The following is a 15,495-nucleotide window of genomic DNA, read 5'->3' as shown; positions in this document are numbered from 1 at the left end:
TATCGAGTGGCGCAAATTCTAGCAGGAATTAAAAAAAAAAACACTACATTTCAAAGATTAACGTTAAATATAGTAAAAAAGTTCCTGCTTTTGTTGATGTTTTCAAAAAATGATTATTCCACACGAATTAAAATTTGATTATTTTCGGAAGAGCGCCCACTGCCACTGCTTAAAATTGACCGACTTACTTCATCTTTTTCTTGCATGATACCCCCGATGTTGACCCATTCGTTACGATACACCAGCACTGTCGTTGTGAGCTGTTCGAACTCTAATCTGCCATGTTGTTTAAGTCTTGAAAATGTGGGGGTAATCTCAAGCTCCACTTGCTTTCCTATGCTGCGTGCCCGCACTGTGAATCCTGTCCCTATTTCTATAAATTCAGTGTTGGTTTGGGCTATAGCATAGCGCTGAGTAAGTAACACCCACTCGCTGGTATATGGAATAGATTCACCTACGCTGATATAAGCTGGTGCGCCATCTGTCACCTGAATAAACTGTTCGCTACTTTGCTGTGATCTGGTTTGATTGTTTTCTAAATTGATGTTGACGCCGTCTCTGCTACGCCTCGCATCATTACCCGTTTCTATTGCTACGTTACCGATGCGGGTGCGCCCTCTGACAGAAGTATTGTTGCTTGTCCCTGTTATGTTGTTTTGACGTTTAACCCTAATCTTTAAATTTTCACGTGCGGTGTCAAGTGTCGCGATTATTTGTTCAACCTCAGCCATGGTTTTACTATCGGTACGGACGATGAGCTGGTTTTGTATGGCAGAGGTCGTGCCATTGTTGCCTACAATAACCTCAATGCTAGGTAATATATCCTCGGCAAAGCGATGCTGTAGCGTGAATATTTTAAACTCTGATGCGGCAATACTCACCAGTGAAATACCGAGCGCAATGACTGCCCATAATAGTTGCTTGAAAGTGAATTTCGATATCATGTTGATGTCCTTACAGAACTGCCTCACAAGCCCAATGGAGTAATGCTAACGATGTCTTCAATCGCTTCTTTTAATTCATCAAATCTTGTTGTTAAAGCCTTAACAGATGCAACATCGTCATAGGCGTATTTAAAACGCGCTTGGTCGATATGAATGCGCTTAATGTAGTGTTTGCCATCAGCAAGGATAAAACAGTCTTTTGCGTGCTTGGCTGATTGATTGGTAACGTGTACGCTCATCTTGTGCCCAAAGGTTTTAAGTAGATTAAGAAGCCTTGGGCATTGATGTTGTAAATGGGTGGTATCTTGCAAGATAATTGTTAGGCGGCTTGCGATATGTTGACTTAGGAATTTTTGTAATAACTCATATCTGGCTATGCTTGAGAAGTCGCCGTGACCTAAGTCTTGGTCGAAAATTAAAAGCTCGTGTTCGGCACTTTGTATAATGAGATTGATTGCCTCATTATACAAATGTTCCCCAACGATGATTTGATTAGGCGTCAGTGTTTGGGTCTCGTCCATAGTTTCAATAGTAATCGCTATGCTTTGTTAAAGTAAAGATAGCCAGCCATGTACCAATCATGCAGTTGCGCTATCAATGTTTTATCAATCTCGCCAAACTGTTTAATCTCTGCTGCGGTTACTTTGCGGTCATCCGCCAGTGCTGTTAGTAATGGCGTCCATTTGGCTGAGGAGGTGATAGACTCACCATTTAAATAAAAATAGTGGTCAGTGAATAGCATTTGGCTTTTTAAGTCCAAGCTAATGCCATACTGCATCAGGTTCTCATTAAATTTTGGCAGAGATATTTTTTTATTAGGATTAAAAATAACGTCTGCTTTGGGTTCGGATAAATAGGTGCCCAAAAATGCTGCCACATGTTGCTCTGACCATTGAATCGTTTTTAATATGTTGGCTACTTTGCTAATCATGCTGTTGCTAATTTCAGCAGGATGCATTTGCAGGCTGAGATCTGCATCTTGATAGATGCCTGGTAAAGCATTGTCCTCTTTATTCAAGTTGTCTTGCATAAAGCCCAGAAACTCTGTGGCTAGCTCTTGCACTTTAGGCGCACGAAAGCCAATAGAATAAGTCATGCAGTCTATGCCATCATCAGATACGGCAATCCCCCAATGCGCTAAGTGCGGAGGCAGATAAAGTAAGTCACCAGCTTCAACTAGCCACTCTTGGGCTGTGTCAAAGTTTTTTAAAATGCGTAGTGGAGCATCTTCTACCAAGCTTAAATCGGTTTGCTCACTGATGCGCCACAATCTTTTACCTTGGCCCTGTAACAAAAAGACATCGTAACTATCAAAGTGTGGACCTACGCCACCGCCATCTGGTGCGTAACTTACCATGAGGTCATCTAGTCGCGCATGTGGAATAAAATTGAACTGGCTTAGCAGTTCGGCGGCTTCAGGTAAGTGATGGTTCACACTCTGTACCAGCAAGGTCCAACGGTGCTTTTGGTCTGATTTTTCAGGTAAGTTTGCGAAGTCATCCTCATCAAATGGGCCATGCGTTGCGTGCCATTTCCCTTTAATTTCTTCTACGATGCGTGATTGCACTTCCTCTTCACATGCTAAACCAGCAAGCTCTTCCGGGCTTAATAGGCCTTTAAAGTTTGGAATAGCATTCTTAATCAGTAAAGGTTTTTTATGCCAGTAGTGCGTTAAAAACTCAGTCGCTGTGATGCCGCCAAGTATTTGTAGAGGTTGGTTGTGATTGTTCATGTGCGGATTTAATTAAAAACTCAGTCGATAATTATGCCATTGCATTACTATACAGGTGAGTATATATTAGTAAAAAAATGTAAAAATAAACCAATCTGTTGCAATCTAGTATCTCGAATCATCGCTATATTATTTTTAAGGATTATTAATGATGAACGCTCCTGCTGACTCTTCTGTTCAAACATTTCATGGTGGATGCCCGCATGATTGCCCAGACACCTGCTCAATGGTGTACACGGTTAAAGATAAAAAGCTAATTTCAGTGACAGGTAATAAATCTCACCCGATGACGCGTGGCGGCTTGTGTGTGAAATTAAAAGATTACGAAAAGCGCCACTATCACCCAGACCGTTTGCTTTATCCGTTAAAACGCACTGGTGCTAAGGGTAGTAAGCAGTTTAAGCGCATCTCTTGGGATGAGGCGCTAGATGAGATTACGATTAAGTGGAAAACGATTATTGATACAGATGGGCCGCATGCCATTATGCCGAATAGTTACTTGGGCAATCAAGGGTTGGTGCATGGGCTAAATGGCGGAGATGCATTTTTTAACCGTATGGGTGCAACTGTGTGTGAACGCACGTTCTGTGGTGAAGGTTCTTGTACCGCATGGTTGCTGACAGTAGGCCCGACCGCGGGGGTAGACCCGGAAAGCTTCGCGCACGCTAAGTATATTGTCATTTGGGCGTGTAACTCAGTGAGCACTAACTTACATCATTGGCACATCATCCATGAGGCGCAAAAACGAGGTGCAAAAGTTGTGGTGGTGGATTCTTATGCGTCTAAAACTGCCAAAGAAGCCGATTGGCATATTGCGCCTAAACCAGGTACCGATGGTGCGTTAGCCATGGCGATGATGAATGTGATTATTAGTGAGGGTTTAGTCGACAAAGACTATGTTGATCAGTACACCGTAGGCTATCAAGAGCTGGCCGAGCGTGCTAAAACTAGAACGCCAGAATGGGCAGCAGAAATTACCGGCATTCCAGCGGATGATATTCGGAAATTTGCACGTGAATACGCAACCACACCGCCAGCCGCAATCCGCCTAGGCGTTGCACTAGAACGAAGTTACGGTGGTAGCCAAGCGATTCGTGCTGTGACAAGTTTGCCTGCGCTAATTGGTGCATGGCGTCATGTAGGTGGCGGAGCATTACAGTTTCCAGTTTGGGAGCATCCTTATAAATTTGACGTGATTTCACGTCCAGATTTAATTCCTGAAGGAACGCCCGTGGTGAATAACCTGCAATTAGGTCGCGCACTTACAGGTGAGTTAGACCTTAAAACACCGATTAAATCGATGATGGTATGGAATACCAATCCGCTCACGCAAGCACCGGAAACCGACAAAATAGTCAAAGGATTAGAGCGCGAAGATCTATTCTTGGTCGTTGCTGAGCACTTTATGTCGGACACCGCGGCTTACGCAGATATTCTATTGCCAGCCGCGATGGGTGCAGAGATGGAGGACATGGTGCTCTCATGGGGGCATTTGTACCTGACCTACAATGAAAAATGTATAGACCCACCAGGTGAAGCGATTCCGAATAACGAGATTTTTAGACAATTAGCCAAGCGCATGGGCTATACCGATGATAATTTCCAGTGGAATGATACCGAGTGCTTAGAGAATTATGTAGATTGGAGTTCACCTACCTGTGATGGTATCGATTTGGACTATTTACGCCAGCATGGTTTTGCACGATTAAAAGCTTTCGGTGATAAAGACACACGCGCACGTCATGCCAAAGGTGAGTTTCCTACCCCTACTGGCAAGTGTCACTTTTTAGTGGAAGGTGCAAAAAACTTTGTGGCAGGGCCTTTCCGCCAAATGTATGATGGTTTTCAACCGGGTGAAGATTTAGATAGCTTGCCAGATTACGTGCCCTCACGTGAAACGCCGGCAACTAATCCTGAACTCGCAGCTAAGTACCCTTTGAATATTATTTCACCTAAGAGTCATGGCTTTTTAAACTCATGCTATGCCAACGTCACAGAAAAAATTAAGGGTCAAGGCGAGCAGTTTGTGATGATTAATCAGCTAGATGCCACAGCGCGTAATATTAAACAGGGTGATGTGGTGAAGGTGTTCAATGACCGCGGTGCGTTTGAAGGCGTAGCGAGAATATCTGATGATGTGAATGCAGGGATTGTGGTGGCGACGCTTGGTTATTGGCGGCAGTTGAATAATGGTACGGTGAATTGTATTAGTTCGGCGGAGTTTGGGGATATGGGGCACTCGACAACGTTTAGTGATAATTTGGTGGAGGTGGTGCTAGCGTAGTATTTAAAAAGAGGCAGTTCAACTGCCTCTTTTTAAAAGAATTAGAAGATTATTTTCTTATTTTTATGAAATTTTGCTATGCGAATGCTTAGGTATAGAAATTTTATAAATGTCCACCTGTGTGGCAGGAAAAGTTTTGAATAAAGATTTGATGCAGATACTGATTAAGTATTAGTGACCTTGGTTAATCGTCGCTCTCGCGCGACTAGCGAGTTTCTTTCTTTTGCTTAGCCAAAAGAAAGAAGCCAAAGAAAAGGCTACCCTCTACCACTTGTTCCCTCGCATCACATATTTAACAGGGGCAAGCGGAAACTCGCCAATAAAAACTATTGGCTCAAACAGCCGCTTGCCTAAAGCTCCTGTTAAGTATGTTCTCCTCGGCGCGGTAGCAAGGGGGTAACGTCAAAATCAAGTGATGCTTCATCGTTGTTTGTTATATTTATAGCTCTCTCAGTTCCGTCATTCCCGCGTAGGCGGGAATCCAGTGGCTTTGATGAACTTTGGAGATAGCGGGTAATGCAGTAAAATCACGTTATGAATATTTACTCTCTCGCACGTCCTTTATTATTTCAGTTTGATGCTGAATCTGTTCACGACTTTACTTTTAAAAGCTTAAAAACTGCTGAGCGGTTAGGGGCTTTAAAGTTGTGTGCATCTCCGCCTATTTGTCAGCCTCGCATGGTGATGGGGATTACGTTTCCTAATGCGGTTGGTTTGGCGGCTGGGTTAGATAAAAATGCTGCGGTGATTGATGGGATGGCGGCATTGGGCTTTGGTTTTATTGAGGTGGGTACTGTCACGCCTAGGCCACAACCAGGTAACCCTAAGCCACGTTTATTTCGCGTGGAAAAAGCGCAAGGCATTGTTAACCGCTTTGGTTTTAATAACTTGGGTGTAGATAACCTGATAGAAAATGTTAAAGCGGCTAAATATAAAGGTGTGCTTGGCATTAATATCGGTAAAAACTTTGATACGCCAAATGAAAAAGCAGTGGATGATTATTTGATTTGCATGCGTAAAGTGTACGCATATGCGAGTTATATTACTGTCAATATCTCCTCACCTAACACTAAAAACTTACGCGCTTTGCAAGAAAAAGAGGCGCTGTCCGATTTGCTTGGTACATTAAAAGCCGAGCAATTGAAATTGGCTGAACAATTTGGCCGTTACGTGCCTGTTGCTTTAAAAATTGCACCAGATTTAGAACTAGCACAGGTGAATGAAATTGCAGATTTGTTGATGGCGCATAAAATTGATGCGGTCATTGCAACCAATACAACACTGTCTCGTGAGGCTGTACAAGGGCTAGCAAATGCTGCGGAAACAGGTGGATTGTCTGGTGCGCCAGTGCGAGATAAATCGACTGTAGTGATTCAGCAATTATCACAGCGTCTGCAAGGCGCTTTACCCATTATCGGTGTGGGCGGTATTTTGAGCGGTACTGATGCCATAGAGAAAATTGCAGCTGGCGCCAGCTTGGTGCAGTTATATAGTGGACTAATCTACAAGGGCCCTCAGTTGATTCGTGATGTAGCACAGGCGCTTGGTTAGTGATTTAGCTTCTGTTTTAACATGATATTACCGATTTTATATTCCTATCGCCGTTGCCCTTATGCCATGCGTGCGCGTATGGCATTGAAGTATGCTGGTATTGCAATAGAAATACGTGAAATCTCATTACGAGATAAGCCAGCACATTTATTACAAGTATCCCCTAAAGGTACCGTGCCTGTACTAGTGTTACCAGATGGCACAGTCCTTGAGCAAAGCCTAGACATTATGCATTGGGCTTTACAGCAGCGTGACATTGACGGATGGCTATTGGCTGATCGTGAACAAACACAGCAACTCATTGCAGAAAATGATACGAGTTTTAAACATGCTTTAGACCGTTACAAATATGCGATTCGATTTCCTGAGCAATCAATGGAAGATTATCGGTCACAAGGTGAAGTTTTTTTGGCTAAGCTGGAACAGCGGCTGACTCAGGCAAGCTTTTTGATGGGTGAGCAAGTCAATATGGCAGATATTGCAATATTTCCTTTTATTCGCCAATTTTCTGCTGTGGATACTGATTGGTTTGAATCAATGCCATATATCAGGCTGAAAGCTTGGTTGAGCTTGATGGTTGAGTCTGGTTTGTTTAATAGCATTATGGGCAAGTACCCAGTGTATTTAGATGCTGTTAATTAGATTCAATCTTCCAGCCGGGCAGACGCCACTCGAAGTAAATCGCTAATATCCGCAGTAATGTCATGAGTGATGCTGGGATAAAGATACAAATCCAGGTTGCAAGGTTAAATTGGTTAAGTAACAACACCAGCAAGCCACCTAAAAATGCAATGACTGCATACGGCTGGTAATCACTGAATGCTTTGGGGATTTCATTGCAAAAGATATCTCTCAGCACGCCGCCAAATACCGCAGTCATCACTCCCATTAATGTGCAGACGATAACAGGCAATTGTTGTTGTAAGGCGATTTGGGTGCCTAATGCGGCATATAGGCCTAAGCCAAGTGCGTCAGGGATAAGAATAGCGCGCTCTGTGAGCTGAATATGTTTATTGCGCATGAATAGCATAGCGAGCATGCATAAAAACAGCATGAGCCATATCCAGTTGGCATGGTCCACCCAAAAGAATGGGCGTCGATCAAGCAATACATCTCGCAATGTCCCGCCACCGAATGCGGCCGCACCAGTCACGACAAACACACCAAAGGCGTCTAACTTTTTTCTAGCGCCTGCAATCAGCCCAGAAAGTGCAAACGCCGATGTTGCACAAATTTCAATCACCACTTGTAATGTAGATGCCCCGACATCAACCATAGATGGAATACCTTAATAGCAAGTGGTAGCTGTGCTTACTACCAATAAACCAACAGATGAATAAACCAAGCTGTATCGTGAATTATTAGACGATACAGCTTGTAACGGCGCAGCTTGTCAGATTAAGTCGTTGCTAAGTCCTTAGCTTCGTCCTGATTGTTTTCTTCAAAAATCAGTTTCACTTCATCTTTGTCATCAATATCAACATGTACGTTACCGCCGTTCGCTAGTTTGCCAAACAGCAACTCGTCAGCAAGCGCCTTGCGAATAGTGTCTTGAATCAACCTTGCCATTGGGCGTGCTCCCATGAGTGGGTCAAAGCCTTTTTTGCCGAGGTGTGCTTTTAGTGCCTCACTGAATGTGGCTTCAACTTTTTTCTCATGCAATTGGTCTTCAAGCTGAATCAAGAACTTATCAACGACACGAATAATAATGTCTTGTGACAACGCGGTGAACGAGACTGTAGCATCTAGTCTGTTACGGAACTCTGGTGAGAATAAGCGTTTGATATCTGCTTGCTCATCTCCAGCTTGTTTCGCAGTTGTAAAGCCCATATTCGATTTAGAAAGACCTTCAGCACCAGCATTGGTGGTCATGATGATCGTCACATTTCTAAAGTCTGCTTTGCGGCCATTATTATCTGTCAGCGTGCCGTGATCCATCACTTGCAATAAGATATTGAAAATGTCTGGGTGTGCTTTCTCAATTTCATCCAATAACAATACGCAGTATGGATGTTTGGTAATCGCTTCGGTCATTAAACCGCCTTGCTCAAAACCTACATAGCCTGGAGGCGCACCAATTAGGCGTGAAACTGCATGGCGCTCCATGTATTCACTCATATCAAAGCGAATCAGCTCAATGCCCATAATGTAAGCCAGTTGTTTTGCGACTTCGGTTTTACCCACACCGGTAGGGCCGCTGAACAAGAAGCTACCAATCGGCTTGTTGTTTTGCCCCAAGCCACTGCGTGCCATTTTAACGGCAGAAGACAGCGCATCGATGGCTTTGTCTTGGCCAAATACCACGGCTTTCAGGTCGCGCTCTAGTGTTTTCAGCGCATTGCGATCATCTGAAGAGATATTTTTGGGCGGAATACGCGCAATCTTGGCAATAATGTCTTCAATTTCCTTGTTGCCAATCACTTTTTTCTGTTTAGATTTCGGCAAAATACGTTGCGCAGCACCAGCTTCATCAATCACATCAATCGCTTTGTCTGGCAGGTGACGGTCGTTGATGTATTTGGCTGATAGTTCAGCTGCAGTGCTTAACGCAGCAGCCGTGTATTTCACGCTATGATGTGACTCAAAGCGTGATTTCAGTCCTTTAAGAATCTCGATGGTCTCAGCAACGCTAGGTTCAACGACATCTACTTTTTGGAAGCGACGAGATAGCGCGTGGTCTTTTTCAAAGATGCCACGATACTCTTGGTAGGTGGTTGCGCCTATGCACTTGAGTGAGCCGTTAGATAATGCTGGCTTCAATAAATTACTTGCATCCAGTGTGCCGCCACTAGCTGAGCCTGCACCAATTAGCGTATGAATTTCATCGATGAATAGAATAGCCTCAGGCTTCTCTTCTAATTGTTTCATCACCGCTTTTAGACGTTGCTCAAAGTCGCCACGATACTTTGTACCAGCTAGTAATGCGCCCATATCAAGTGAGTACACCACTGCATTGGCAAGCACATCAGGAATGTCTTTTTCTACAATACGGCGAGCTAAACCTTCAGCAATCGCAGTTTTACCAACGCCAGCTTCACCTACAAGCAGTGGGTTGTTTTTACGGCGACGGCATAAAGTTTGTACGACACGCTCCAGCTCTGATGCACGACCGATGAGCGGGTCAATCTTACCTGCTGCCACTTGTAAATTCAGATTGAGTGTGTAGTTCTCAAGTGCGCCATTCGGTGCGGCTTCTGCGTCAGCCTCTTGCTCGCTACCCTCAGGTTTCGCTGTTTCACCAATTTTTGAAACGCCGTGCGAAATAAAGTTAACAATGTCTAGGCGGGTGATGCCTTGTTGATGCAAGAAAAACACGGCATGAGAATCTTTTTCACCAAAAATAGCGACTAGCACATTGGCACCAGTGACTTCTTTTTTGCCAGAAGACTGAACATGCAGCATGGCGCGTTGAATGACGCGCTGAAACCCTAGCGTAGGTTGTGTATCAACATCATCTTGCCCAATCACAGTTGGGGTGTGTTCTTCAATGTATTGATTTAATTCGGTACGTAATGTTTCTAATTTTGCCCCACACGCACGCAGAACTTCCGCCGCGGTTGGGTTATCAATCATTGCCAGTAGCAAATGCTCAACCGTGATGAGCTCGTGACGCTTTTGTCTTGCGTCCATAAACGCCATGTGCAAACTAACTTCTAATTCCTGCGCTATCATCTCGGTACCTAACTTTCTTTTATGTATCTCTCTTACATTTATGCCATTTCAATGATGCACTGTAATGGATGTTGCGACTTTCTTGCATGGCTAACGACTTGATTCATCTTTGTTTCTGCGATGTCCTGTGGATATACACCACATACACCAGCGCCCTCAGTATGTACTTTGAGCATAATTTGTGTTGCTTGTTCACGGCTTTTGTTAAAAAAATGCTCAATGACCTCAACAACGAACTCCATCGGTGTGTAATCGTCATTCAGCAGTAGCACTTTAAACATGGGGGGCAATTTTGGTTTTGCAGCTTCAGGCTTAAGTGCTGTGTTACTTTCGTGCGGTTTATTTGCCATAGTATGAATCTATTTTGAGCCAAACTGTAAAAAATTCAAGTGTAATTTGATGTATCTTGATGTGATCGTACTACGTTGCTGTAATAGTCAATTGTAGAGACTAAGGGAATATTTTGACGCTTTTCACAATTCTGTCTTGAGTTTGCAGTATTTCGAGTCGGTGTGAGCCAATTTTAAAGCTAGTGTTAGGCTCAGGAATGTCTTCAAAATGTTCAAGAATCAAACCATTGAGCGTACGCGGACCATCCAAAGGTAAATCAAGATTTAATTTTTTATTGAGGTCACGCAATGTGCTGGTGCCATCTGCCAGCCAGCTGCCATCTTCTTCTTGATGGTAGCCACTGCGTCTTGAAGGTAGCTGTGTGCTAAAGTCGCCAATAACCTCCTCTAAAATATCTTCCAGCGTGACTAAGCCCTTTAACTCACCGTATTCATCAACCACTAGTGCAATACGTTCGTGATTTTCTTGGAACTGCTGAATTTGCGTAAATAGAGGTGTGCCAGATGGTATGAAGTAAGAGTCATCAATTATCTCAAGTAATGCTGCCTTATCAAAATCATCTCTTTGATGATGTTCACGTAGCTGGTTGATTACCTTACGCACTTGCAAAATACCAATGATCTCTTCCGACTCGCCTTGTCGCACAGGTAAGCGCGTGTGCTGCGTATTGGTGATGTGATTCAAAATATCATCGATTGATGCGTCAAAATTAATGCTTTCAATCATGGTGTGAGCCGTCATGACATCGTCTACCGTGATTTTTTCTAGCTCAAATAAGTTTAATAAAATTGTGCGGTGCTTCTTCGGCATAAAGTGCCCCGCATCTGTCACTATGCTGCGCAGTTCATCCATGGTGAGCGACTGGGTTGGCGCATCAAAGTTAACTTTGACTCTAAGGACGCGTAATAAGCCAACCACGAATAAGTTAACAAACCATACAATAGGGTACAGCGCTTTAAGCAATGGGTACAAAATATAGCTGCAAAAGAACGCAAGCTTCTCTGGGTATGCTGCTGCAATTACTTTTGGTGAGATTTCACTAAACACTAAAATGGCAAATGTCACCGTCATCGTGCCAAACATGAGTGTCCACTCCCCCTCACCAAACAGTTCTACAACGATAATCGTGACTAAGGTGGCAGACGCAGCATTGGCAAAGTTATTGCACAACAGAATAACACCTAACAACTTATCAGTCTTTAGTAGCAAAAATGTTGCGAGTCGAGCGCCTCTATGTCCTTGGTTCGCTAAATGTTTTAAACGATAGCGATTCACAGACATCAGGCTGGTTTCAGCCAGTGAGAAAAATCCAGAAATTAAAAGCAGAACGGCAAGCGCGCCAAGCTGCCATGAAATAGGTATGTTGTTCAAAGTATTATTTGATTGTTACTACGAAGATGTAGTGTATACGTGATGGGGTGCTAGAGGCAAGTGTTGTGATTTTTCAGGGGCTTAGTCGACGGCTTGGTAATTAGCGTAGCGTCGCATAATCTAATGTTGCTGTTGTTTTGATGTTGTTGCTGATTCGATAAAACGTTGGGGTAGGTGATTTAAACCGCTACAACATCATATTTCAGAAATATAAGTCGCTGTAGCGGTCATTGCGGTTGGTTTAAGCAAATTCTGATGGGTCTGGTTCAGCGGTAGGCTCTTTCTTCTCGCCTTCTTTCTTTTCAACATCGCTCATTAAGTTGGCACGGCTGATACCTAACCACATGGCGATTGGGCAAGCTACTAATACTGAAGAATAAATACCAAACAAAATACCAATAGTAAGTGCCAATGCAAAGTTATGTAGTACTTCACCACCAAATAGCAACATAGACAATACCATGAGCTGTGTTGAAAAGTGGGTAATGATAGTGCGCGACATGGTGCGCGTAATGGCGTTATCAATCACTTGAGTCACGCTAGCTTTACGCATTTTACGAAAGTTCTCACGTACTCGGTCAAATACCACCACAGATTCGTTCACAGAGTAACCTAATACTGCGAGTACCGCGGCCAGTACTGTCAGGTTAAATTCCCATTGGAAGAATGCGAAAAAACCTAAGATGATAATCACATCATGCATATTTGCGATAATAGCTGCAACGGCAAAGCGCCATTCAAAACGCATAGCCAGATAAATCATGATACCAGCGATAACCAAGAGTAAAGCTAGTGAGCCTTTTTCATATAGTTCATCACCTACTTGCGGACCCACAAACTCAATCCGGCTCATCTGTACTGTGCTATCTACGGCCTTTAGTGAACCAATCACTTGATCTGAAAGTTGTGAGCCTGTGAGGCCTGCTCTTACCGGTAAGCGAATCAGTACATCACGACTAGTACCGAAATTTTGTACTGTAGCGTCTTTTAATCCGATGCCGTCAATCGTTGTGCGAATCTTATTTAAATCTGCGGCGTGCGGATAGTTCACTTCAATCATGGTGCCGCCAGTGAAGTCTACGCCAAAATTCAAACCTTTTGTTGCCAGGAAAAAGATGGCAAGGACGAATGTAATCATTGAGATGGCTGTCGTTAGGCGGCCATAACTCATGAACGGGATGTCTTTTTTTACTCTAAAAAATTCCATAGTGTTTGCTCTATTTTTTGACTGAGGGCGCTAGTTAACTGGAGCGCTTAACCAATTGAAAGGTGTGTTGTTTTGCGACGGCTACCATAGACCCAGTTAACAATCGCACGTGAAACGACCACGGCACTGAACATAGAAGTCAGAATCCCAAGTACATGCACTACGGCAAAGCCTTTAACTGGGCCTGAGCCAAATAAGAACAGCGCAATGCCAGCAATCATTGTGGTCACGTTGGAGTCTAGAATCGTATCCCAAGCGCGATCATAACCAATATGGATTGATGCTTGAGGCGTATTGCCGCTGCGCAACTCTTCTCGAATACGTTCGTTGATCAATACGTTAGCATCAATCGCCATCCCTAGGGTTAAGGCTACAGCCGCTAAACCAGGTAAAGTGAGTGTTGCTTGCAACATTGACAATACAGCAACCAACAATAGTAAGTTGATGCCCAGTGCTAATACTGAAAAACCACCAAATGCCACATAGTAAATGATCATGAATACAGCAATCGCTGCAAAGCCCCATAAAGTAGAGTGCATGCCGCGTTTGATGTTTTCTTCACCCATGCTAGGACCAACAGTACGCTCTTCAATAATATCCATTGGTGCAGCCAGCGCGCCAGCACGTAATAGTAAAGAGATGTCCGTGGCTTCTTGAGTGTTCGCCATGCCTGAAATCTGTACGCGGCCGCCACCGATTTCTTCATTAATGACAGGTGCTGTCACTACTTCAGTGTTGCCTTTTTCAATCAGTAAAATGGCCATGCGTTTACCCACGTTTTCACGTGTCACTTGTTGGAACACACGAGCACCGCGAGCATCTAGCGTCACATTAACGACAGATTGCCCAGTTTGGTTGTTAACGCCAGGACCTGCATCGGTGATGTAATCGCCAGTGAGCACAACGTTCTTTTTCACTAGTATGACACTACCTTCGCGGTCTTTAAAGGCATCTGTACCAATAGGCGCTTGACCTTGTGCTGCTTTTTCTAAGGTCATGGCGTCAGATTTTTCTTCATCAACTAAACGGATTTCAAGCGTAGCGGTACGACCTAAAATCTCTTTCGCTTTCGCTGTATCTTGTACACCAGGTAATTGAACCACTACGCGGTCTGCACCTTGTTGTTGAATGATTGGCTCTGCAACACCTAGCTCGTTAATACGGTTGTGCAATGTTTGAATATTTTGTTTTAGTGCAAACTCCTGAATACGTTTTTGCTCAATGGCGTTGAGTGAAGCGCTCAATAGCATGTCCTCACCATTGATACTATCTTTAAGTGTAAGGTCAGGATATTGGTTACTGATGATTTTCTTTGCTTTAGTAAGTTCAGAAGCGCTGGTGAAGCGAATCTGTACCGTTTGGCCTTCACGCGTTACGCCCGCGTAAGAAATACGCTCTTTACGTAAAGCGGTTCTAAAGTCACCCACAAAACGTTCAGCAGCTTTGTCTAAAGCAGCTTTCATATCCACTTGCAAAAGAAAGTGCACCCCACCACGTAAATCTAGGCCTAAGTACATTGGTCTTGCGCCAATGCTACGTAGCCATTCTGGTGAGCGAGATAATAAGTTTAGCGCCACCGTGTAGTCACTGCTCAAGTTTGCTTGCAATAGGTCTTTGGCTTTGATTTGCGTGTCGGTATTTGCAAAGCGAGCTTTTACGCCGCGTGCATCTAAATAAATGCCATCGTAAGCAATTTTTTCTTGCTTAAGAATCTGCTCTACTTGCGCTAGTAAAGCAGGGTCAACTTTACTTGTACTTTTTGCAGGCGTGACTTGAATAGCAGGCGACTCCCCAAACATGTTAGGGATGGTGTAAATCAGCCCCATCAGAATCATGAAGACAACAAAAATGTTTTTCCACAGCGGGTAGCGGTTCATAGTCAGGCTCTAGTCAACGGTTTGCATTACTTTTAGTAGGGTGCAAATTGTTTAATATATTTGTAGATAAATACTTTTAATTAAATACTTTTAATCGTACCTTTTGGTAATGCGCTTTGTATTGCATGCTTCTGAACGGTAATTTCAGTATTCGGTGCAATTTCAACAGTGACAAAAGTGTCGGTAACTTTAGTGATTTTGCCAACAATGCCACCAGAAGTAACCACTTCATCACCTTTTTGCAAGGCGGCAATCATATTACGTTGCTCTTTAGCTTGTTTCATTTGAGGACGAATAATCATGAAGAAGAACAGCAAGAAAATCACGACCAGCGGTAAGAAGCTGGTGAAGTCTGTGGCAGGCGCTGTTGCAGCATAAGCATTTGAAATAAACACGATATAACTCTCTTAAAAAATAAATTTAAAAATGAATAAACTTAGGAATAGTGTAAAAATTAGCCTTTAATTCTAGCACATACTCCATTTGAATGTAGATGGTGCAGATTT

Annotated in this window: 13 protein-coding genes; 3 read left to right on the top strand and 10 right to left on the bottom strand. The window is 43.5% G+C overall.

Annotated elements, in window-relative coordinates:
• Window positions 1–113: 113 nt before the first annotated feature.
• The 3 genes from FG24_RS02030 to FG24_RS02020 are packed head-to-tail and all read right to left on the bottom strand — an operon-like array spanning window position 114 to window position 2,676.
• Window positions 114–944, bottom strand: coding sequence for a nodulation protein NolW (locus FG24_RS02030; protein ID WP_051901395.1), 831 nt, complete (start codon window positions 942–944; stop codon window positions 114–116).
• A 23-nt stretch (window positions 945–967) separates the two neighbouring features.
• The gene (locus FG24_RS02025) at window positions 968–1,465 is read right to left on the bottom strand and encodes a hypothetical protein (protein WP_036300429.1); all 498 of its coding nucleotides are present in this window, start codon (window positions 1,463–1,465) and stop codon (window positions 968–970) included.
• 17 nt (window positions 1,466–1,482) lie between these two features.
• A complete protein-coding gene (locus FG24_RS02020) occupies window positions 1,483–2,676 on the bottom strand; it encodes a cupin domain-containing protein (RefSeq protein ID WP_036300427.1) in 1,194 nt (397 codons plus the stop codon).
• Between the two features lie 151 nt (window positions 2,677–2,827).
• On the opposite strand from FG24_RS02020, the gene FG24_RS02015 reads away from it, so the two are divergent.
• The 3 genes from FG24_RS02015 to FG24_RS02005 all read left to right on the top strand — a co-directional run bounded on the left by FG24_RS02015 (window position 2,828) and on the right by FG24_RS02005 (window position 7,153).
• On the top strand, window positions 2,828–4,960 hold the full coding sequence (locus FG24_RS02015; RefSeq protein WP_036303855.1) for a molybdopterin-containing oxidoreductase family protein: 2,133 nt from the start codon (window positions 2,828–2,830) through the stop codon (window positions 4,958–4,960).
• A gap of 534 nt (window positions 4,961–5,494) precedes the next feature.
• Window positions 5,495–6,511 (top strand): quinone-dependent dihydroorotate dehydrogenase, encoded by a 1,017-nt coding sequence (locus FG24_RS02010; protein WP_036300424.1) that lies wholly within the window; start codon window positions 5,495–5,497, stop codon window positions 6,509–6,511.
• Between the two features lie 21 nt (window positions 6,512–6,532).
• Window positions 6,533–7,153, top strand: a complete 621-nt coding sequence (locus FG24_RS02005) for a glutathione S-transferase (RefSeq protein WP_200876861.1) — start codon at window positions 6,533–6,535, stop codon at window positions 7,151–7,153.
• Here FG24_RS02005 and FG24_RS02000 read toward each other — a convergent pair.
• The 7 genes from FG24_RS02000 to yajC form a co-directional block, all read right to left on the bottom strand.
• Window positions 7,146–7,787, bottom strand: a complete 642-nt coding sequence (locus tag FG24_RS02000; RefSeq protein ID WP_036300422.1) for a trimeric intracellular cation channel family protein — start codon at window positions 7,785–7,787, stop codon at window positions 7,146–7,148. The genes FG24_RS02005 and FG24_RS02000 overlap by 8 nt on opposite strands.
• 122 nt (window positions 7,788–7,909) lie before the next feature.
• The gene (clpA, locus tag FG24_RS01995; protein WP_036300419.1) at window positions 7,910–10,183 is read right to left on the bottom strand and encodes an ATP-dependent Clp protease ATP-binding subunit ClpA; all 2,274 of its coding nucleotides are present in this window, start codon (window positions 10,181–10,183) and stop codon (window positions 7,910–7,912) included.
• Window positions 10,184–10,221: 38 nt separating this feature from the next.
• Window positions 10,222–10,533 (bottom strand): ATP-dependent Clp protease adapter ClpS, encoded by a 312-nt coding sequence (clpS, locus tag FG24_RS01990; protein ID WP_036300416.1) that lies wholly within the window; start codon window positions 10,531–10,533, stop codon window positions 10,222–10,224.
• 100 nt (window positions 10,534–10,633) lie between these two features.
• A complete protein-coding gene (locus FG24_RS01985) occupies window positions 10,634–11,905 on the bottom strand; it encodes an HlyC/CorC family transporter (protein WP_036300413.1) in 1,272 nt (423 codons plus the stop codon).
• A 241-nt stretch (window positions 11,906–12,146) separates the two neighbouring features.
• Window positions 12,147–13,112 (bottom strand): protein translocase subunit SecF, encoded by a 966-nt coding sequence (secF, locus tag FG24_RS01980; protein ID WP_036300412.1) that lies wholly within the window; start codon window positions 13,110–13,112, stop codon window positions 12,147–12,149.
• Between the two features lie 47 nt (window positions 13,113–13,159).
• Window positions 13,160–14,989, bottom strand: a complete 1,830-nt coding sequence (secD, locus tag FG24_RS01975) for a protein translocase subunit SecD (protein WP_036300409.1) — start codon at window positions 14,987–14,989, stop codon at window positions 13,160–13,162.
• An 80-nt stretch (window positions 14,990–15,069) separates the two neighbouring features.
• A complete protein-coding gene (gene yajC / locus FG24_RS01970) occupies window positions 15,070–15,384 on the bottom strand; it encodes a preprotein translocase subunit YajC (protein WP_036300406.1) in 315 nt (104 codons plus the stop codon).
• Window positions 15,385–15,495 lie beyond the last annotated feature (111 nt).

The organism is Methylotenera sp. L2L1, assembly GCF_000744605.1.
Lineage (GTDB): Bacteria > Pseudomonadota > Gammaproteobacteria > Burkholderiales > Methylophilaceae > Methylotenera.
Note: the sequence above shows the minus strand (reverse complement) of the source record. Positions and strands in the feature narration are given on the sequence as shown.

What these genes read in the sequence shown, in the direction of transcription:
- FG24_RS02030 (WP_051901395.1), bottom strand. Translation starts at nt 944, where the DNA reads ATGATATCGAAATTCACTTTCAAGCAACTATTATGGGCAGTCATTGCG.
- FG24_RS02025 (WP_036300429.1), bottom strand. Translation starts at nt 1,465, where the DNA reads ATGGACGAGACCCAAACACTGACGCCTAATCAAATCATCGTTGGGGAA.
- FG24_RS02020 (WP_036300427.1), bottom strand. Translation starts at nt 2,676, where the DNA reads ATGAACAATCACAACCAACCTCTACAAATACTTGGCGGCATCACAGCG.
- FG24_RS02015 (WP_036303855.1), top strand. Translation starts at nt 2,828, where the DNA reads ATGAACGCTCCTGCTGACTCTTCTGTTCAAACATTTCATGGTGGATGC.
- FG24_RS02010 (WP_036300424.1), top strand. Translation starts at nt 5,495, where the DNA reads ATGAATATTTACTCTCTCGCACGTCCTTTATTATTTCAGTTTGATGCT.
- FG24_RS02005 (WP_200876861.1), top strand. Translation starts at nt 6,533, where the DNA reads ATGATATTACCGATTTTATATTCCTATCGCCGTTGCCCTTATGCCATG.
- FG24_RS02000 (WP_036300422.1), bottom strand. Translation starts at nt 7,787, where the DNA reads ATGGTTGATGTCGGGGCATCTACATTACAAGTGGTGATTGAAATTTGT.
- clpA (WP_036300419.1), bottom strand. Translation starts at nt 10,183, where the DNA reads ATGATAGCGCAGGAATTAGAAGTTAGTTTGCACATGGCGTTTATGGAC.
- clpS (WP_036300416.1), bottom strand. Translation starts at nt 10,533, where the DNA reads ATGGCAAATAAACCGCACGAAAGTAACACAGCACTTAAGCCTGAAGCT.
- secF (WP_036300412.1), bottom strand. Translation starts at nt 13,112, where the DNA reads ATGGAATTTTTTAGAGTAAAAAAAGACATCCCGTTCATGAGTTATGGC.
- secD (WP_036300409.1), bottom strand. Translation starts at nt 14,989, where the DNA reads ATGAACCGCTACCCGCTGTGGAAAAACATTTTTGTTGTCTTCATGATT.